This window comes from Corynebacterium hiratae (genome assembly GCF_009708045.1).
Taxonomy (GTDB): Bacteria; Actinomycetota; Actinomycetes; order Mycobacteriales; family Mycobacteriaceae; genus Corynebacterium; species Corynebacterium hiratae.
On record NZ_VIOG01000003.1, the window covers coordinates 178,810 to 197,705 of the forward strand.

At 62.5% G+C, this 18,896-nt stretch carries 16 protein-coding genes; 15 read left to right on the plus strand and 1 reads right to left on the minus strand.

What is annotated here, in order from left to right; translation table 11 throughout:
• The first annotated feature begins 102 nt into the window (after positions 1 to 102).
• Together gdhA and FME68_RS03790 are read left to right on the plus strand one after the other, a co-directional pair.
• Positions 103 to 1,449: an NADP-specific glutamate dehydrogenase gene (gene gdhA, locus FME68_RS03785; RefSeq protein ID WP_070512568.1), complete on the plus strand. Its 1,347-nt coding sequence runs from the start codon at positions 103 to 105 to the stop codon at positions 1,447 to 1,449.
• Positions 1,450 to 1,563: 114 nt separating this feature from the next.
• Positions 1,564 to 2,310 (plus strand): DivIVA domain-containing protein, encoded by a 747-nt coding sequence (locus tag FME68_RS03790; RefSeq protein ID WP_046648014.1) that lies wholly within the window; start codon positions 1,564 to 1,566, stop codon positions 2,308 to 2,310.
• Here FME68_RS03790 and FME68_RS03795 read toward each other — a convergent pair.
• Positions 2,249 to 2,890, minus strand: coding sequence for a hypothetical protein (locus FME68_RS03795; RefSeq protein ID WP_230308876.1), 642 nt, complete (start codon positions 2,888 to 2,890; stop codon positions 2,249 to 2,251). The genes FME68_RS03790 and FME68_RS03795 overlap by 62 nt on opposite strands.
• A gap of 133 nt (positions 2,891 to 3,023) precedes the next feature.
• Here FME68_RS03795 and FME68_RS03800 point away from each other — a divergent pair, with 133 nt between their 5' ends.
• From FME68_RS03800 to FME68_RS03860, 13 genes are all read left to right on the plus strand, one after another.
• Complete coding sequence (locus tag FME68_RS03800; protein WP_158396119.1) at positions 3,024 to 3,563, plus strand: YceD family protein; 540 nt, start codon at positions 3,024 to 3,026, stop codon at positions 3,561 to 3,563.
• Complete coding sequence (rnc, locus tag FME68_RS03805; RefSeq protein ID WP_046648016.1) at positions 3,560 to 4,330, plus strand: ribonuclease III; 771 nt, start codon at positions 3,560 to 3,562, stop codon at positions 4,328 to 4,330. Before FME68_RS03800 ends, rnc begins: the two co-directional genes overlap by 4 nt.
• Before the next feature lie 14 nt (positions 4,331 to 4,344).
• Entirely contained in the window at positions 4,345 to 5,193 is an 849-nt protein-coding gene (gene mutM, locus FME68_RS03810; RefSeq protein ID WP_070545725.1) for a bifunctional DNA-formamidopyrimidine glycosylase/DNA-(apurinic or apyrimidinic site) lyase, read from the plus strand.
• A gap of 34 nt (positions 5,194 to 5,227) precedes the next feature.
• A complete protein-coding gene (locus tag FME68_RS03815) occupies positions 5,228 to 6,754 on the plus strand; it encodes an alanine/glycine:cation symporter family protein (protein ID WP_046648018.1) in 1,527 nt (508 codons plus the stop codon).
• On the plus strand, positions 6,755 to 7,060 hold the full coding sequence (locus FME68_RS03820; RefSeq protein ID WP_046648019.1) for an acylphosphatase: 306 nt from the start codon (positions 6,755 to 6,757) through the stop codon (positions 7,058 to 7,060).
• Between the two features lie 10 nt (positions 7,061 to 7,070).
• Entirely contained in the window at positions 7,071 to 10,574 is a 3,504-nt protein-coding gene (gene smc, locus FME68_RS03825; protein ID WP_046648020.1) for a chromosome segregation protein SMC, read from the plus strand.
• A gap of 74 nt (positions 10,575 to 10,648) precedes the next feature.
• Complete coding sequence (gene ftsY / locus FME68_RS03830) at positions 10,649 to 12,499, plus strand: signal recognition particle-docking protein FtsY (RefSeq protein WP_158396121.1); 1,851 nt, start codon at positions 10,649 to 10,651, stop codon at positions 12,497 to 12,499.
• A 188-nt stretch (positions 12,500 to 12,687) separates the two neighbouring features.
• Complete coding sequence (locus FME68_RS03835; RefSeq protein WP_328287705.1) at positions 12,688 to 15,669, plus strand: DUF4040 family protein; 2,982 nt, start codon at positions 12,688 to 12,690, stop codon at positions 15,667 to 15,669.
• Positions 15,666 to 16,103: a cation:proton antiporter subunit C gene (locus FME68_RS03840; RefSeq protein ID WP_010190439.1), complete on the plus strand. Its 438-nt coding sequence runs from the start codon at positions 15,666 to 15,668 to the stop codon at positions 16,101 to 16,103. Before FME68_RS03835 ends, FME68_RS03840 begins: the two co-directional genes overlap by 4 nt.
• Positions 16,104 to 17,645 carry a monovalent cation/H+ antiporter subunit D family protein gene (locus FME68_RS03845; RefSeq protein WP_158396123.1) on the plus strand — a complete coding sequence of 514 codons (1,542 nt, stop codon included), beginning with the start codon at positions 16,104 to 16,106 and terminating at the stop codon, positions 17,643 to 17,645.
• Positions 17,646 to 18,197, plus strand: coding sequence for a monovalent cation/H+ antiporter subunit E (locus tag FME68_RS03850; protein WP_158396125.1), 552 nt, complete (start codon positions 17,646 to 17,648; stop codon positions 18,195 to 18,197). It begins immediately after the preceding gene.
• Complete coding sequence (locus FME68_RS03855) at positions 18,197 to 18,487, plus strand: cation:proton antiporter (protein ID WP_070701742.1); 291 nt, start codon at positions 18,197 to 18,199, stop codon at positions 18,485 to 18,487. The genes FME68_RS03850 and FME68_RS03855 overlap by 1 nt, the downstream gene beginning before the upstream one ends.
• A 4-nt stretch (positions 18,488 to 18,491) precedes the next feature.
• Positions 18,492 to 18,860, plus strand: coding sequence for a Na+/H+ antiporter subunit G (locus FME68_RS03860; protein ID WP_158396127.1), 369 nt, complete (start codon positions 18,492 to 18,494; stop codon positions 18,858 to 18,860).
• Positions 18,861 to 18,896 lie beyond the last annotated feature (36 nt).

Sequence of the window (18,896 nt, forward strand, 5' to 3'; positions counted from 1 at the left end):
AGTACGGACGTCTTGCAATTTAGGTCGATTGATAGAAAACTATCGTTTGTTCAATGGATGACGCACCGACCGTGAGGCACGGTGTCGAATGAAAGGATAGCCATGTCCATCGACCAGCAAATCTCCGACTATTACAGCAAGCTCCTCAAGCGTAATGCGGGCGAACCGGAATTCCACCAGGCGCTCGCTGAGGTTCTTGACTCCCTGAAGATCGTCCTCAACAAGGACCCGCACTACGCTGATTACGGCCTGGTCGAGCGCCTATGCGAACCCGAGCGCCAGCTCATCTTCCGCGTTCCATGGGTAGATGACAGCGGCCAGATTCAGGTCAACCGTGGCTTCCGCGTGCAGTTTAACTCCGCCCTCGGCCCCTACAAGGGTGGCTTGCGCTTCCACCCGAGCGTGAACTTGGGCATCATCAAGTTCCTCGGCTTCGAGCAGATTTTTAAGAACTCCCTGACCGGCCTGCCTATCGGTGGTGGCAAGGGCGGTTCCGACTTCGACCCGAAGGGTAAGTCCGATGCTGAGGTCATGCGCTTCTGCCAGTCCTTCATGACGGAGCTGCACAACCACATCGGCGAATACCGCGATGTCCCGGCCGGCGATATCGGCGTGGGCGGCCGCGAAATCGGTTTCCTGTTCGGGCAGTACCGCCGGCTGGAAGGCAAGCATGAGTCTGGCGTTCTTACCGGCAAGGGTCTGTCCTGGGGTGGCTCCCTCGTGCGCACCGAGGCTACCGGCTACGGCCTGGTGTATCTGACCTCGGAGATGATGAAGACCCATGGTGAGTCCTTCGACGGCGCCAAGGTTATTGTCTCCGGCTCCGGCAACGTCGCCATCTACGCCGCTGAAAAGGTGCAGCAGCTCGGCGGTACCGTCGTCGCGATGTCTGACTCCTCTGGCTACATCACCACCCCGAACGGTGTGGATCTGGAGCTGCTCAAGGAGATTAAGGAAGTACGCCGCGAGCGCATTTCCACCTACGCCGGCGAAGCGGGTGCGGGCGTGGAGTACCACGAAGGCGGCAATGTATGGGAGGTGAGCGCCGACGTTGCCCTGCCGTGTGCTACCCAAAACGAACTTGACGGCGACGATGCCAAGCTGCTGGTGAAGAATCAGGTCCGCTATGTTGCCGAAGGCGCGAACATGCCGTGTACCCCGGAGGCAGCGCACTACTTTGTGGAAAGTGGCATCGCCTTCGCGCCGGGTAAGGCCGCGAATGCGGGCGGCGTGGCGACCTCCGCGCTAGAGATGCAGCAGAATGCGTCCCGTGACTCCTGGTCCTTCGAATACACCGACCAACGCCTGCACGAGATCATGTCCAACATCTTCCGCAACATTGACAAGACCTCCAAGGAATATGGCTTGGAGGGTGACTACGTTGCCGGCGCCAACATCGCAGGCTTCAAGAAGGTGGCCGACGCCATGCTGGCACAGGGCGTTATCTAGCCCGCTCCTGTCCTCTATTGCCAGGTTGAGCCTCCCCGCCTAGCGGGGAGGTTTTCGCCGTTTTGCCCGCGTGGGATACGTGGTGGTGCGCTCTTGCTTGGATAGTCTGGTGCCATGTACCGCGTATTTGAGTCCCTCGATGAACTTGTTCGCAACCTGGAACAGGCCTATGCCGTTCCCATGACCTCCAATTGCATGGTTCCGCGCCACGAGATGCTGGCGCTTCTCGACGATCTCCGCAACGCCCTCCCCGTTGAAATGGATGATGCCCAGGACGTCCTGGATAAGCAGGATGAGATCCTGCAGGGTGCCGAGGAACGCGCGAACCAAATCATTTCCGATGCCAACGCAGAAGCCGATGACACCGTTACCCGTGCGCGCGAGGACTCCGACGCCATGCTGGCCGACGCCCAGCACCGCGCCACCACCATGGTGGCCCAGGCAGAAGATGAGGCCACCAACCTCGTAGAAAACGCGCGCTCTGATGCCGAGCGCACCCGCGCCCAGGCAGATGAGGAGTACCAGCGCACCGTTGCTGCGGGCCAAGCTGAGCAGGACCGTTTGGTCTCTGAATCCGAAGTTGTGCGCCGCGCCGACGACGAAGCGCACCGCATCGTGGAATCCGCCCACTCCGAATCCAACCGACTGCGCACCGAGTGCGATGAATTCGTCGACGCCAAGCTGGCGGAATTCGAAACCACCTTGTCGGATCTCCTGCGCACCGTCAACAACGATCGCTCTGCCCTGCGGCGAGGCGCCGGTGTGCGCTCCCGCGGGGAGTCCCGCGGCGAGGGGCGCACTAGTGCGCGCGAACACCGCGAGCCGGGGCGCCGTGCACCCCGCGCGCCGCGCGACTACTAACGTGAACTAACGCGCGTGCCTCCTCCGCGCGGCGGATACGGGCGGCTTCCTTAGCTGACATGGTGCTCAGTGCTGCGGCAAGTCCGGCGGAGATGAGGCCTGGGAGTGCATAGAGCAGCCACATGATGCCGAAATTCGTGTCTACGGCGTGGGGTTCTGAGAGAGGGCCCCAGGCGGCGTCGGCAAGCATCAGCAACACATCCACCGCCCCGACGGTGAGCATCATCAATCCAATCCCCATGCTGGCGGCCGAAAAGGACTCCCGCGCGCCCCAGGCGATGAGCGCAGCAAAAAGCGAGAACAGCGCTGAAGAAATAATGACAATTGGCCCAAAGTGCAGGGGGAGAAGAGACACGGCGCCGACGATCACACCTGCGAGGGCACTGGCGAGAGCCACGCGGTGCAAGGAAAGGCCGGCATCGCCAAAGATGCTGGGGCGGTGTCGAGTGATGACGTGGCGGCATGCCACCCCGGCAACGGCCAGTGCTACGGCGGGGACAAGGCACTGCAGCGGAAAGCTGAGTGCGAGGTCGCGTGCCGTGGCGGCCAGAGGCGCCGTGCCCGTAGCGGTGTAGCTCATGGGCCTTTAGGCTAAAAGCCTGAAGCGGAAGAATCGAGGCTTTTGTGCAAGTGCTTAAGTGGCTATGACCCTGCGTTCAGGTCCTTGCCAGTCTAGGGCGCAGGGGGCAGCACAGGGTAAGCTGGTGGGCGCTATGAAATCACCATTGAAGTTCGACGTGACGGAATTGCTCCGCAGCCAAGGAACCGAGGCGCTGCCTGAGCACCGCGTGCAGACCGGACCCGCGCCAGAGCGCATCGGCGTGGAAATGATCGGCGTCCCGGAAGGCGCTGAAGTCACGGTGGAAGCCACCTTGACCCCGTTGGGCTCCGGCGTGTTGGTGGACGCTGATGTCACCGGCACCCTCAGCGGCGAATGCGCACGCTGCTTGGCTGAGCTACACCCAGAGATGGATCTCCACGTGTCCCAGGTGTTTTCCGCAGACGAATCCTTCGTCGGCGGGGATGAGATCGAGGAAGAGGATCGCGGTTCGGGCGATGAGGTACCCGAGATTCAGGACGGGATTCTTGACCTCCTGCAGACCGTGATCGATGAGGCAGGGTTGTCCTTTCCGTTTGCCCCAACGTGCGAAGGCGGCTGCGAGGTGGACGTGCCCGAAGGTGTGACCACGGGGGTATCCGGGGAAGAAGAACGCGTTGATCCGCGGTGGTCCGGGCTGGAGAAATTCCTATGAGCAAGAAGAAGAAACTGACCGGTGAGCAGGCCCTTGCCGCAGCATTCGCGGAGGTAGACCACGCCCCGTTGCTGAAAGCACTCGGCGTGGAGCTCAGCGATGAGCTGCTGTGTTTGGCGCTGACACACCGCTCCTTTGCTAATGAGAACGGGCACCTTCCCAACAATGAGCGCTTGGAGTTCCTGGGGGACGCGGTCTTGGGCTTGTCCGTCGCGGCCAAGCTCTACGACAAGTACCCCTCGCGCCCCGAGTCGGATATTTCCAAGATGCGCGCGTCCATCGTGTCGCGCTACGGGTTGTCTGACGTGGCCCGTGAGATTGGCGTGGGCGACCACGTCTTGTTAGGCAAAGGCGAGCAAGCCACTGGAGGACGCGACAAGGATTCCATCTTGGCCGATACCACCGAGGCCATCCTGGGCGCTATTTACCGTCAACATGGCTTCGAGGTCGCCCGCGGGGTGGTGCTGAAGCTGTTCGCCGCCAAGATCGACAACGCCGTGGTGTCCGGTCGGCACATGGACTGGAAGACGACCTTGCAGGAGCTGTGCGCTGAGTTGAAGGCCGCGATGCCGGTCTATTCAGCCACGTCGACGGGTCCTGAGCACGATCAAACCTTCAACGCCGTGGCCACCGTGGCCGGTTTGACCGTCGGCCGGGGGACGGGCCACAACAAGAAGCTCGCTGAGCAGCAGGCGGCGGAGGAAGCGTGCCAAACCTTGCGTGAGACGCCGTTGCTGGTGCAGGGCACCGCCGGCAAAGAAAGCTAAAACACGAGGACTCGATGCCAGAACTTCCCGAAGTTGAGTCCGTCCGCCGCGGGCTCGAGCCCTATGTTGTGGGGCGCTCCTTCGCAGCAGTAGAGGTTCACCACCCGCGCGCTAACCGGGGCCAGGAAGTGCCGCTGTCCGCGCTGCTGGTGGGCAGGAAGATTGCCGCGGTGGCGCGCCGCGGCAAGTTCATGTGGCTGGAGTTCGCCGACGAGGACCACACTGACCCGGCACGCGATGTGCTCTTCATCCACCTCGGTATGTCGGGGCAGGTGCGGATCGGTGAGGTAGATTCGCCGCATGTGCGTATCGCCGCCGTGCTTGACGACGCCACCCGCCTCAGCTTCGTGGACCAGCGCACCTTCGGCTATTGGCGTCTCGGGCCGTGGCTGACCATGGCGCATATCGCTCCCGATCCTCTCGAAACAGACTTCGATCTCACAGCGGCAGGGCGGCGCCTGCGCGCGAAACGCACCGCGGTCAAGGTAGCTCTGCTCGACCAAACGGTGCTCAGCGGGGTGGGCAATATCTATGCCGATGAGGCGTTGTGGGCGGCCCAGATTTCTCCGCTCAAGAAGGCTAGCGCCCTGCGGCAGCGCGATGCCGTCGCGGTGATATCCGCGGCCGGTGATGTCATGCGCGCGGCGCTCGCCGTTGGCGGAACTAGCTTTGACGCGTTGTACGTCAACGTCAACGGTGAATCCGGATATTTTGACCGTTCCTTACATGCCTATGGCAGGGGTGGCCAGCCCTGCGATCGCTGCGGTGAGGAAATCGTGAAAACCGTGCTTGGTGGGCGTGGGACCCACTACTGCCCGTCCTGTCAGCGCCGCGGAGAGGGGAGGCTGCCCGCGGCCAACTAGGACGATTCTGGTGTGAGTTATTAATGTGTAACGCATGCAAGAAATCTTCAGCACCGTGATCGGTGTCATTAACGACAGCCTGTGGTCTTATGTCCTGCCATGGCTGCTCATTGCCGCGGGCCTCTTCTTCGGCATCCGCACCGTCTTGGTGCAGATCCGTATGGTGCCGGACATGTTCAAGGCGGTCGTCGAAAAGCCCAAGGGCGTCGGCGCCGATGAGGATGCCGACTATGGCGGAATCTCCGCCTTCAAGGCATTCACCATTTCGGCAGCCTCCCGCGTGGGCACCGGCAACGTCGCGGGCGTGGCCGTGGCCATCTCCGTGGGCGGGCCCGGTGCGGTGTTCTGGATGTGGCTCATCGCCATCCTTGGTGGTGCGACCGCATTCGTCGAGTCCACTTTGGCGCAGCTATGGAAGGTGCGTGAAGGGGATACCTACCGTGGTGGCCCCGCCTACTACATGTCCCGCGGCTTGGGCTGGAAGCCTCTGGCGACCATCTTCTCCGTCGCCATCGCCATTACTTTTGGCTGGTTCTACAACGCTTTCCAGACCAACGCTATCTCCGATTCCTTGGCGGCCTCCTTCGGGCAGGATTCCAGTGCTTTCAAGGCAGGCGTGGGCATCGCCGTCGTCGCAGTGTCCGGTCTCATCATCATCGGTGGCGTGCAGCGCATCGCCTCGATGACTCAGTTCATCGTGCCTTTCATGGCCGGTGCTTACCTCATCATGGGCATCATCGTGGTGGTCCTGAACTTTGACAAGGTGCCGGACATGCTTGCCTCCATCATTGGCTCTGCGTTCGGCTTCCGCGAGGCCGCCGGTGCGACCGTGGGCATGGCGATGCTCAAGGGTATCCAGCGTGGTTTGTTCTCCAACGAAGCGGGTGAAGGTTCTGCTCCAAACGCAGCAGCTACCGCGACGGTGTCCCACCCAGTCAAGCAGGGCCTCGTGCAGACCCTCGGCGTGTACTTCGACACCCTGGTGGTGTGTACGATTACCGCCTTCATCATCCTGCTGGGTACTGATTTCGAGCGTTTCGGTTCCGATGCGATTGAGGGTGTAACCCTGACCCAGAATGCGCTCTCCGGTGTGGTGGGTGAGTGGGGCATCCACTTTGTCACCTTCATCCTCTTCTTCCTCGCCTTCTCCTCGATTCTGGGCAACTACTACCTTGCCGAGTCCAACGTGGAGTACCTCTCTGAGAAGAAGTCGGTGCTGTGGATCTTCCGTCTCATCGTGTTGGCCTTCGTCTTCTACGGTGCAGTGGCCCCGCTGGGCACCGTGTTCGACCTGGCCGATACCGGCGCTGCCATCATGGTTCTGCTCAACGTGTGCGCCATCGTGCCGCTGTCGGGCGTGGCCATCAAGCTGTTGAAGAACTACAACGAACAGCGCCGCAAGGGCCTGGATCCCGTCTTCCACCGTGATATGCTGCCGGAACTGCAGAACGTCGAGTGCTGGGATGGCACGGATCCGGTAACCCGCCGCAGCGCGGAGGACCGCCGCCGTCTCAAGCACGAGCATGACTTGGGTGACCGCACGAACTTGAGGGAGTACTAGATGACGCAGCAGGCAGCGGCCACAGGGAATGAGCGGCTCACGGCTTTCGTCCATGGCCACGTCCAAGGCGTGGGCTTTCGCTGGTGGACGCGTTCCCGGGCACTCGAACTAGGGCTGGCAGGACACGCGACGAACCTGCAGGATGGCCGCGTCCAAGTGGTTGCTGAAGGGCCGCGTGCTGATTGCGAGAAGCTGCTGGCCTTGCTGCGTGAAGAACCGTCGACCACCCACCGCCCAGGCGTAGTGAACGCCGTGGTGGAGCAGTGGGCCGCACCGCGCGGTGAGTCGGGCTTCATCGAGCGCTAAACTAAACCGAATGCACCTCAAATCGCTCACGCTCAAAGGATTCAAGTCCTTCGCGTCCGCGACGAACCTGAAATTCGAGCCCGGCATCTGCGCCGTGGTGGGCCCAAATGGCTCGGGTAAATCGAACGTCGTCGATGCGCTCGCGTGGGTCATGGGTGAAGGCAGCGCCAAGACGCTGCGCGGCGGCAAGATGCAGGACGTCATCTTTGCCGGCGCCGGGGACCGCAAGGCCCTCGGCCGCGCCGAGGTTACGCTGACGATTGACAATTCCGATGGCGCCTTGCCCATCGAGTATTCGGAGGTCTCCGTCACCCGCCGCATGTTCCGGGATGGCGCGAGCGAATATGAGATCAATGGGGCGAAGGCGCGCCTCATGGATATTCAAGAGCTGCTGTCTGATTCCGGCATTGGCCGCGAGATGCACATCATCGTGGGCCAGGGAAAGCTGGCAGAGATTCTGGAATCCCGCCCGGAGGATCGCCGCGCCTATATCGAAGAAGCCGCGGGCGTGCTGAAACACCGCCGCCGCAAGGAAAAAGCGCAGCGCAAGCTGACCGGCATGCAGGCCAACCTGGATCGCCTGCAGGACTTGACCGATGAGCTGGGCAAACAACTCAAGCCCTTGGCGCGCCAAGCGGAGGCCGCCCAGCGCGCAGCAACCGTGCAGGCGGATTTGCGGGATGCCCGCCTGCGTCTTGCCGGCGACCGCGTGGTGCGGTTGCGCGCGACATTCGACGACGCTGAAAAGCGCGCGGCGGTGCTCGCCGAGCAGGTCGAGGAAGTGACAGCCCAGCTGGAAGAAGCGACCGAAATCCAGCTCGAGGTAGAAGCCGAGCTGGGGGATGTCACTCCGCGCGCGGAGGCCGCGCAGAAGCTGTGGTTCGAGCTCTCGACGCTGTCGGAGCGTATCTCCGCCACGCAGCGCATCGCGGCCGAGCGCGCCAGCAACGTTGGCTCACAGGTGGCCTACGCGGGCCAGGATCCGGATGAGTTGGAGGCACGCGCCCAGCGGGCCGACGAGGAGCATGATGAGTTGCTGGCCGCGGCCGAGGAGGCGGCGGAGCGTCTGGAATCGATCCGGGAGGAAGTGGCTGAGCGCCGGGAAGCCTTCGAGGCCGCCGATAAGGAACACATGGCGCAGCTGCGCGCCATTGCGGATCGCCGCGAAGGCGTGGTTCGCCTCATCGCCGCTGAGGAGAACTTAGCCGGTCAAGTAAGTTCCGCGGAGTCCGAGTTGGCGCGGCAGGAAGAGACGCTGGCGAACACGAAAGCCCGTACCAGGGGAGCACAGGCGGAAGCTGATGAGGTGGCGGACAAGCTGGAGCACCTGGCCGCCGAGCGTGAGCCACTGGAGGAAGCGCATGTGCGCGCGGCCAGCGAATCCGCAGCGGCCGATAAACGCTTGGAACAGCTGCGTGACGCACAGCGGCAACACGAGCGCAGCGTGTACAGTTTGCGCGCGCGCATCGATACCCTGGGCCAGACCGTTCCAGAAGCACTGGATCTCGGTGAGGGCTTTAAACCTCTCGCGGAGTTCATCTCCACGCGTTATGAGACGGCCGTTGCGGCAGCACTCGGCTCCTTCGCCGAAGCCCAAGCCGGCGCGGTGAGCGGGGACATCGTGCGCGATCTCGCTGCGGCGAGCCGCACGCCGCTGATCGACGTCGCCGCGGAGCCCACCGGTTCAGCCTGGCGCCTTGACGCGGACTTGCCCTCCGGGGCGAGCTGGCTGCTGGACCAGATGGTCTTGGTTCCAGAAGTCTCAGCGGCGGTGACGCGCTTGCTCTCCGACGTGGTCCTCGTCGATGACTATGCCGCAGCCCGCGAGCTCATCGCGGAGGATCCGCGCCTGCGAGCTGTGACCCCTGAGGGGCTGCTCGTCGGCGAAGGTTGGGTAGAGGCCGGAACTGGAGCTGCCTCGACGGTGGAGGTGAGCGGCCAGATTGCGGAGGCCGAGCAACAGCTGGAGACCGCCACCCATGAGCTGGAAGAACTATCCGGCACGCTGGAAGGCGCGAAGCTGGCGGCGGACGATGCGCGCGTGGGTGCGGCGAGCGCCAAGGCCGCGCTACGGGAACACGATCACGAGTTAGAGGCGTGGAAGCGCGATCACCAGCGCTTGCTCAAGCAGTACGAAGCAAACAAGGCTGAGCACGAAAAGGCCGCCGCCCGCGCCACGGATATCGAGGTGCAGTTGGCCCGCCTACGCGAGGAACTGGCGGAGGCGCGTGACCGCTTGTCGCGCGTGGACGCTGAAGAGCAGGCTGATGAACCCTCCTCGGTGGAACGCGATGCTGCCTCGACGGCCCTGGAACAGGTCAAGGCCATGGAGGTAGAGGCCCAGCTGGCGGCCCGCAGCGCCGAAGAGAAGGTCGGCCAGGCAGCGGGTAGGGGAGAGGCCCTTCGGCGCCAAGCCCAGCACGAGCGCCAGGCCAAAGCCCGCCACGATCAGGCCATGGCCCGCCGGCAAGCACAGGCGAGGTTGGCGGGGGCCGTCGACAAGCATGCCCAAGATTTGGCCGCCCGGACCGCGCAGGCACTCGAGCGGGCCGCCGAGGAACGCGATGAGCTGGTCACCCAGCGCGGCGTGCTGCAAGGCCGTGCACAATCGGCGAAGCAAGCGGTTTCCTCGACCCGCCAGCAGCTGGATCGCTTGACCGACTCCGCGCATAACTCCGAGATCGCCCGCAGCCAAGCGCAGGTGCGCGTGGATGAGGCCGAGGAAAAAATCGTGGAGCAGCTCGGCATTGCGATCCCCGACCTGCTCAAGGACTACACCCCGGGTGAGGATTTCGATCGTTCCGCCGAAACTAAGCGGTTGAAGCAAGCCGAGAAGGACCTCAATTCCTTGGGTAAGGTCAACCCGCTGGCCTTGGAGGAGTACAAGGCGCTGGAGGAGCGCTATAGCTTCCTGTCCACGCAGCTGGACGATGTCATCCAAGCGCGCAAGGATCTGACTGGCGTTATCGAAGATGTGGACGCGCAGATCCTGCAGCTGTTCACGGATGCCTGGCACGACGTGGAAGCGGAGTTTCCCAAGGTCTTCCAGACGCTGTTCCCCGGAGGCGAGGGTCGCCTCATCCTCACGGAGCCGGATGACATGCTGGCCACCGGCATCGAGGTGGAGGCCCGCCCGCCGGGTAAGAAGGTGAAGCGCTTGTCGCTGTTGTCTGGCGGCGAGAAGTCCTTGACAGCCCTGGCTATGCTCGTGGCGATTTTCCGCGCGCGCCCCTCACCGTTCTACGTCATGGACGAGGTGGAAGCCGCGCTTGACGACGTCAACCTGCGCCGTCTCATCGCCCTTTTCGAGGAGCTGCGTAAGGATTCCCAGCTCATCGTCATCACCCACCAGAAGCCGACGATGGACGTGGCCAACGTGCTCTATGGCGTCACGATGCGCGGCGATGGCGTGACGCGCGTGATTTCGCAGCGCATGTCCCGCGCCGGTGAGGCGCCGGGCACAGCACAGGCGGCGGAGGATGCCACGCGCCTCGGCGTCGACGCCCCGCGCTAGGGCGGGGCTTGCGCCCAGCACTTTTCACCCTCCTTGTCGTGCCGTACGTGGACAACCCTGGCACTATGGAAGGCATGAATACTACTTTTATGTGGATTGCGATAGCAGTCATCGTCCTGATTCTGCTCGTGGTCTTGTTCGTTGTCCTAGGCAAGAAGCGCGGCGAATCAAAGAAGGTCTCCTTTGAAAAGCCCGTGGAGGAGCCGAAGGAGCTGACCCAGCAGCAGAAGTCCGGCAACTACCAAGCCAAGTCTGGCTTTAACTTTGCCCCTGCAGGCGGCGGTGCAACTAAGGAGCCTGTCACCGCCTCGAAGCCCGAGCAGCCGGCGCCACAGCCGCCAGTTGCCGAGCAGCCCGCGCAGGCCCCGGCTGAGCCCAAGCCTGAGCCGCAGGCGGAGCAGCGTGATGCCACTGATCTGGCGAATGCTCAGCTCAAGGGTGAAGAGGAGACCCCGAAGGCAGCGAAGCCTGCGGCGGAACCGACGCCTGAGGCAGAGTCGAAGCCTCAGGTCGAACCGAAGCCTCAGGCAGAGCCCAAGCCGGAACCCGTCGCAGACGCGAAGCCGGTGAGCGAGCCGGAACCGGCTGCGCAGAACGAACCGGCAAAGGAAGACGAGGATAAGGATTCTTCCGCTGGTGTAGCCGCTGCAGGAGCTGCGGGCGCTGCCGCCGCTGGTGCTGCCGTATCCGGCGCCGCTGCTGTTGACAAGGATGACGAGGACACGGAAGAGGATGTCCCGGCCACCGAACAAGAGATTGCCGAACCGGAAATTGCTGAACCGGAGCCGGTAGTTGAAACTCCGAAGGTAGAGGAGGAACCGGAGGTACCTGAGGCTCCGGCCGAGTCTGAGGAAGCCGAAGCAGAGGAGGCCGCCGCGGCAGCGGGGGCGCAGGCGGCGTCGGCAAGCGCGGCACTCGAGGCTGAGCCCGAGGAGCTAGAAGTATCCGACGACGCTGAGGTGGTTGAGGCCCCAGCAGCCCAGCCGCAGGAGGACATTGCGCCGGCTGCAGGCCGCTTGGGCAAGCTGCGCGGGCGTCTGTCGCGCTCGCAGAACGCCATTGGCCAAGGCCTCATGGGCATTCTTTCTGCTGGTGACCTTGATGATGATGCCTGGGAGGAAATCGAAGACACCCTCATCATGGCGGATCTGGGTACGAAGTCCACCATGCAAGTTACCGACTCCCTGCGTGACAAGATTGCAGAGCGCGGAGTCAGTTCTGAGGCCGAAGCGCGTGCGATGCTGCGCGAGGCCCTCATCGAGGTGGGCCACCCAGAGATGGATCGCTCCATCAAGGCCATGCCGAACGACGGCAAGCCGGCCGTCATCATGGTCGTCGGCGTCAACGGCACCGGCAAGACCACCACGACGGGCAAGCTGGCCCGCGTGCTCGTGTCCATGGGGCACAACGTCTTGCTCGGCGCGGCGGATACTTTCCGTGCAGCGGCTGCGGACCAGCTGGAGACCTGGGGCCGCCGCGTGGGCGCTACCACCGTGCGTGGCAAGGAAGGCGCGGACCCTGCCTCCGTGGCCTTTGATGCCGTGGCCGCTGGCGTTGACCAGGGCGTCGACGTTGTTCTCGTTGACACCGCTGGCCGTCTGCACACCTCCGTGGATCTCATGGACCAGCTGGGCAAGGTCAAGCGCGTGGTGGAGAAGAAGACCGAGGTTGATGAGGTCCTGCTTGTACTGGATGCGACGGTGGGGCAGAACGGCCTGACCCAGGCCCGTATCTTCCGTGATGTTGTTGATATCACCGGCGTTGTCCTCACGAAGCTGGATGGCACCGCCAAGGGCGGCATCGTCTTCCAGGTGCAGGAGGAACTGGGCGTGCCGGTCAAGCTCGTGGGCCTCGGCGAGGGTGCAGATGACCTCGCGCCGTTTGAGGTTGAAGGATTTGTTGATGCCTTGCTGGGGGAGAAGTAAGTCCTTATAGATCCCTGGGCTAGACCTAAGTTCTTTCGAGACGCAGCGCCTCCTTTGTGGGGCGCTTTCGTCGTCTTCATCCCATTAAAGATGTGCTTTGGGGGAGGTCACAATGATACTCTGGGAAAGTCCTGTCTATGTGAGGCTGATTAAACAGCCCTAACAACGGTTCGTGAGGCTACTCTTCCGTGACACTCCTGTATGTTGTCTTCCTCGCAGCTGTCGCAGTGGCGCTTGCACCAGTAGCCGTCAAGGTTGCTGATCGCGCAGCCGGCTACCCGCTAGCCGGCATTTTTATTGTCGCCGCGGCACTGTTGGCTAAAGAATTTCCGGCGCTTGCCCGTGGCGAAGAACTGACCTATTCCGTAACGTGGGTGCGCGATGTGATCGCGCCCGGTGTTGATGTCAACCTCGCCTTCCGCGGCGATGCACTCGGCATCTTCTTCGCCATGCTGGCTCTCGTCATCGGTGCGGTGGTGTTTACTTATTCTGCGGCTTACTTGCCTAAAGGAAAAGGAAACGTCAGTTTTTATGTCCTGATGACCGCGTTTACGCTGTCGATTCTCCTGCTCGTGCTCGCTAACGATGTCGTGGTGCTCTTCCTTGCCTGGGAGCTGGTATCGCTGGCGTCGTTCATGCTCATTGCGCGCAGCGGTAAGTCAGGTGAGGCGGGTTCGCAGCGCACGTTGATCCTTACCTTCGTTGGCGGCCTCACCTTGCTATCGGGCGTGGCGATTGCTGCAACCGCAGCGGGGACGACGAACCTTGAGGGCATCTTGGCCTCCGACGTGTGGGCGGAGCGCCCAGGCCTGACCGCCGGGGTTGCCGTGCTCATTGCGGTATCGGCATTTACCAAGTCTGCACAGTTCCCCTTCCACTTCTGGCTGCCGGAAGCCATGGCGGCCGCGACGCCGGTCTCGGCCTTCCTGCACGCGGCAGCAGTGGTTAAGGCCGGTGTCTACCTCTTGATTCGCTTCTCCACCATCTTCCACGATGTTGCCGTGTGGAACTGGCTGCTCATTATCGCCGGTATGGGTACCGCCGTGATGTCGGCGGTCTTCGCGGTGCAGAAGACGGACCTGAAGAAGCTGACCGCGTACTCCACCGTGTCCCACCTGGGATGGATCGTGGCCACGATTGGTGTGGGCACGCCTTTCGCCATCGCGGCGGCGCTCGTGCACACGCTGGCGCACGCGCTGTTTAAGTCCTCCATCTTCATGCTCATTGGTGTCATTGACCACGAGGCCGGTTCCCGCGATATCCGCCGCCTCGGCGTGCTGTGGAACAAGATGCCGTGGACCTTCGGCTCCATGCTTATCGGTGCTGCCTCGATGGCGGCGGTCCCGCCGCTGTTCGGATTCGTGTCGAAGGAAGGAATGCTCACCGCCTTCGAGGAGGCACCAATTGGTTCTACCGGCCAGGTGCTGTTGCTCATTGTCGCCGGCGTGGGTGCGTTCTTCACGTTTACCTACTCCGCCAAGATCATCTTCGGCGCCTTCTTTGATGGCCCGCGCAACATGTCGCATGTCCATGAGGCACCGGTTCGGCTGTGGCTGCCCGCGGCTCTGCCGGGTGTGATGTCGGTGCCGATCATTTTCGTGATGGGAGCGCTTGATAAGCCGCTCGATAACATCGTGGCGGCCATCGGCATGGAGGGCCATTCCCACCTCGCGCTGTGGCACGGGCTGAACGTCCCGCTGCTTATTTCTGTGGTGGTGCTGATCGCTGGCATCATCGCGTTGTTCTTCCGCGGGCCGCTGTGGACCGCGATGGAGGAGCGCCAGCTCCTGCCGCGCACCGGTAACCAAATCCTGAAGTGGATCCAGGATGTGTGCGCAGCCTTCGGCCGTTTCGTTGGCCGCATGTCCGATACCCACAACCCGTCGAAGCTGATCCTGCCGATCATTCTCCTAGTCATCATCCTTGCGGGCTCCACTCTGGTGTCCACGGGTGTCGACGGTGTGGCTCTCAACCCGCGCGTGGATGGCCTTGATAATCCGTGGGACCTGTTGCCGCTGGGCATCGTGGCGCTGTCCATGTTTGGTCTGGTGCGTACACGCAACCGCCTCACCGGTGCGGTCATGATTGGTACCGCGGGAACCGGCGTGACTTTGCAGATGTTCTTGCTCGGCGCACCCGACGTGGCCCTGACGCAGTTCACGGTGGAGGCGCTGTCCGTCATCGTCATGATGATGGTCCTGCGCTATCTGCCGGAGAAATTCCACCCAGTACAAAACAACAACCGCAAGGTGGGTTCCATCGTGGTGGCCGTGCTCGCTGGGCTCACCGCATTCCTGGGCGTGTGGGCGCTGATGGGGCGTCACGAGCGCTCGGACCTGGCCATGTGGTACCTCAACAACGCTCCGGATATTACTGGTGGCGACAACGTGGTGGCCACCATCATCGTGGAGTTCCGTGCACTCGATACCCTGGGTGAGCTGTCGGTGCTGGGCATGGCCGCCGTGGTTATCGCTGCGGTCACCTCGACGCTGCCGCGCTTCCCGTTCACCTCCGGTACGCGTCCGGCGCCCTTCGGCCAGTCGCAGCTCAACTCGGTGCCGCTGCGCAAGGGCATTGCCGTGGCCATCCCAATCCTGGTGGTCATGTCCTTCATTGTCTTCTACCGCGGTCACCAGGCTTCCGGCGGCGGCTTCCCGGCGGCGCTCATCATGGGTGCGGCCATCGGCCTGACCTACCTGTCCCGCGGTACCGATGAGATTGTCTTCGGGCGCATGACTCCGATTCACCTCACCGGCGTGGGCATTATCGTGGCGCTGGTGGCTGGCTTCATTGGCTACATCCCGACGTCGCATAGCTCCGGTGGTTTCCTCACCGCCATCCATGGCCACGCCCTGGGGCAGCACTGGACGACGTCGCTCATCTTCGACCTCGGCATTTACCTCGCGGTGTTGGGCATGCTCACCATGGCCATCAACGCCTTGGGCGGCTACCTGCGCCCGGGCACCGAGCGGGACTACTTGCCGTGGGTTCATGACGATGATTCCGCGTTGCCGAACACCCCGCGCGTGGTCATGGAGGATGTCGACGACCCGTACCCCGAGTCCATCAACCCGTCTTCGGACCCAACGGCGTTGCTCAATGACTCCGAGGCACGCCACCGTGCGTCCTCGTCCCACCGAATCTCGGCTCAAGAGGAGAAGAACTCATGATCCTCGCACTGACCATTGCTTTGCTCATCGGTAGCGCCGTCTACCTCATCCAGCAGCGCGGCCTTGTGCACATCGTGCTGGGCATGATGGCCTTCGGCCACGGTGCCAACCTCATGCTCCTGGCTACCGGCGTGTACTCCTACCGCGGGGAGTCCTTTCCATCGCAGGTGGGCATGGACCAGATGGCGGACCCGCTGCCGCAGGCCTTTGTGCTGACCGCCGTGGTGATTTCCATGGCTACCTCGACCATCCTGCTGACCATGGCGGCGATGGGCGCGAACGACGACACGGATGTTGTTGAGCCGGTGGATGACAACACCATTGACCACGCTTTCTCCACGCTGGGACGAGACACCCAGAACCGGGAGATTCTGGAGCGCTCGGCTAACAAGATGGATCGTTTGAAAGAACTCGAACAAGAGGAGGACAATTAGATGTATGACACCGTAAGCGCCCTCCTCCCGCTCTTCCCAGCGGTTCCCCTCGTATCGGCGGCGCTGGCGCTCCTCGCGCCATGGAGCCGCGTGCGCGATGCCATCATGCTCATCGTTCCGGGCGTGGGTATTTTCGCCTCCTTTGCGCTGTTGCTCTACACCATGAGCAACGGAGTGGTGGCGCACAGCGTGGGTAACTACCTGGGCAACGCGGGTATTGCCTTCGCCGCCGATACCTTCTCGGCACTCATGCTCATCACGACGATGATCGTGGCCTTCGGTGCCAACTGGTTTGCCATCGTGGGCGGTGAGACCAAGTCTCGCTACTACCCGTCGCTGACACTAATCCTTATCACTGGTGTGTGCGGCGCCCTGCTGACCGCTGACCTCTTTAACTTCTTCGTGTTCATCGAGGTCATGCTGCTGCCGTCCTATGGCCTCATCACGATGTCCGGTACCTGGTCGCGCTTGGCTGCCGGCCGCGCCTTCGTGCTGGTGAACTTGTTCGCATCTACGCTTTTGGTGGTCGGCGTGGGCTATATCTACTCGGTGACCGGCGTGGTCAACCTGGCGGCGCTCACGGGCGCTGCCGCCGGCAACGGCCCGGTGACGGTGGCCTCGGGCATCATCGTTATCGCCATCGCTGCGAAGGCCGGCGTGTTCCCCGTGCAGTCCTGGCTGCCACGGACCTACCCGGGAACATCGGCTGCGGTCATGGGCTTGTTCTCCGGCCTGCACACCAAGGTGGCGGTGTACATGCTCTACCGCCTGTGGGTGCAGCTGTTCGATATGGACCAGCGCTGGGGAACGCTCATCATCGTCATCATGATCATCTCCATGATGGTGGGCTCCTTCGGTGGCTTGGCTGAGAACTCCATCCGTCGTGTGCTGGGCTACCAGATGCTCAACGGTATGCCCTTCATCCTGGTGATGATGGCCTTTACCACCCACGATGCACAACGCGCACTGGCCGCCGGAATCCTATACACCATCCACCACATGCTCACGGTGGGCTCCCTCATCTTGGCCTCCGGTGCCATTGAGGAGACCTACGGCACGGGCGGTCTTAATAAGCTTTCCGGTCTCGCGCGCCGCGACCCCATCATCGCGTGGATCTTCGCCGCCGGTGCCTTCTCTGTTGTGGGCTTCCCGCCCTTCTCCGGCATGTGGGGCAAGGTTCTCATCGTCGCGGAAGTCGCCCGCACCGGCGGGGGATGGGCATGGACCGTCATCGCGGTGATTATCATCGCCTCCTTCGCCGCGTTCCTGGCCATGCTGCGGGTGTGGCGTCGCGTCTTCTGGGGCAAGGATTTGCCCAAGGAGAAGGTGCCCGATGAGCTGGTGATCCGCAAGAAGCTGATGGCGCCCTCGGCCGCGCTCATCTTGGGCTCGCTGACCATGTTTATCCTCTCCGGGCCGGTCATTAGCATCACCATGGAAGCTTCTGCAGACTTGTTGGATACGGAGGCCTACGCACACGCTGTGCTTGGCGACGACCCCGTAGCCCTACCCGATATCGACTCCCTTCAGGAGGGCCGTTAAATGAAGACTGCGTTGCATGCTGTTGGCTACGCGCTGTGGCTGATCAAGGAAATCTTCGTCGCGGGCTTTTCATTGGCCGCAGAATCCTTCAAACCGCAGAACAATTACCGCCCCGTGGTGCTGCGATATCCCTTGCGCGTGACGAACGCGTGGGAGATCTTCTGGTTCACCTCGTCCATTACCGCAACCCCTGGCACCTTGTCGCTGGGCCTGCGCGAGCCGATCGCGGAAGGCCTGCCGCGTATCGTGCTGGTTCAAGCGGTCATGGGGGACGACCCCGCCAGTGTCATGGCGGATCTCGCGGACATGGAGGAGCGCCTCGCGCCACGGGTGAAGGGCATTGACTATGGCGTGCCTGGCCAGGGCCCGACGGAGGAACTAGCTCCGACCTTCTACGAGTACACGCTTGATACGCTGGGCCGTCACATGCGAGCACCGGACATCGCGAAGGCCGACGATACCCCGCTGGCCGCTCACGATGTGGAGAAGTATTCCGTGTGGCCCCTGCGCCAGGTCGCGCAGAACAAGGATGCCCGAAAGGATGATAAGTAATGATTGATTTTTCCTCGATGAGCGCCTTTCAATGGGTAGTTTTTGTCTGCATTTTCCTGATCGGCGCGTCGGTGTGCGCGGCCCTGGTGTTGGCGTTGCGCTCCCGCGATGAGCTCACCCGCACCGTGATGAGTGACATGGTCTTCTATGGCATGTTGTGCATGTACATTTCGTGGGCCATGACTAATCACGCGTCCATCGTCTATGACATCGCCATGCTCGCGGCTATCGCGGCCGGCGTGCTGCCGACGTTGTCGATGGCCCGTATCATCTCGAAGGGCAGGAGGTAAGACCATGACTATCGCGGAGATTATCGCCTCGATTCTGTTGGTTGTGGCCACGATTTTGGTCATCGCGACGGCCATCGCCTTGTGGCGAGCGCCCGATGCCCTGACCCGCGTCAACCTGCTGGGGCCGACGGTCGGTTTGGCCGTTCCGCTGCTGCTTGTGGCGAAGTTGGTCGTGGATTTTGCTGAGAACGGGTTTTCCCTGTGGTCGCTGATCAAGGTCATGATCGCGTGTTTCGGCGTGTGGATCATCGCGTCGGTGGGCTCCTTCTACATGGGCCGTTCCATCTACGGCGTGACCGTCACCGACGTGAAGTATGCCAAGCGTATGCGCGAGCGTGAGCAAACGGTAAAGGCTTCCGAGGACGAGCTCTAAGGCGCGTGCCGGGGCAAGCGGCGAGGAGAGTGCTTC

Excerpts from the sequence above, each read along its gene's own strand:
- FME68_RS03850 (WP_158396125.1), top strand. The coding sequence starts at position 17,646 with ATGAAGACTGCGTTGCATGCTGTTGGCTACGCGCTGTGGCTGATCAAG.
- FME68_RS03860 (WP_158396127.1), top strand. The coding sequence starts at position 18,492 with ATGACTATCGCGGAGATTATCGCCTCGATTCTGTTGGTTGTGGCCACG.
- mutM (WP_070545725.1), top strand. The coding sequence starts at position 4,345 with ATGCCAGAACTTCCCGAAGTTGAGTCCGTCCGCCGCGGGCTCGAGCCC.
- rnc (WP_046648016.1), top strand. The coding sequence starts at position 3,560 with ATGAGCAAGAAGAAGAAACTGACCGGTGAGCAGGCCCTTGCCGCAGCA.
- FME68_RS03795 (WP_230308876.1), bottom strand. The coding sequence starts at position 2,890 with ATGAGCTACACCGCTACGGGCACGGCGCCTCTGGCCGCCACGGCACGC.
- FME68_RS03820 (WP_046648019.1), top strand. The coding sequence starts at position 6,755 with ATGACGCAGCAGGCAGCGGCCACAGGGAATGAGCGGCTCACGGCTTTC.
- gdhA (WP_070512568.1), top strand. The coding sequence starts at position 103 with ATGTCCATCGACCAGCAAATCTCCGACTATTACAGCAAGCTCCTCAAG.
- FME68_RS03815 (WP_046648018.1), top strand. The coding sequence starts at position 5,228 with ATGCAAGAAATCTTCAGCACCGTGATCGGTGTCATTAACGACAGCCTG.
- FME68_RS03790 (WP_046648014.1), top strand. The coding sequence starts at position 1,564 with ATGTACCGCGTATTTGAGTCCCTCGATGAACTTGTTCGCAACCTGGAA.
- FME68_RS03840 (WP_010190439.1), top strand. The coding sequence starts at position 15,666 with ATGATCCTCGCACTGACCATTGCTTTGCTCATCGGTAGCGCCGTCTAC.
- FME68_RS03855 (WP_070701742.1), top strand. The coding sequence starts at position 18,197 with ATGATTGATTTTTCCTCGATGAGCGCCTTTCAATGGGTAGTTTTTGTC.
- FME68_RS03845 (WP_158396123.1), top strand. The coding sequence starts at position 16,104 with ATGTATGACACCGTAAGCGCCCTCCTCCCGCTCTTCCCAGCGGTTCCC.
- smc (WP_046648020.1), top strand. The coding sequence starts at position 7,071 with ATGCACCTCAAATCGCTCACGCTCAAAGGATTCAAGTCCTTCGCGTCC.
- FME68_RS03800 (WP_158396119.1), top strand. The coding sequence starts at position 3,024 with ATGAAATCACCATTGAAGTTCGACGTGACGGAATTGCTCCGCAGCCAA.
- ftsY (WP_158396121.1), top strand. The coding sequence starts at position 10,649 with ATGAATACTACTTTTATGTGGATTGCGATAGCAGTCATCGTCCTGATT.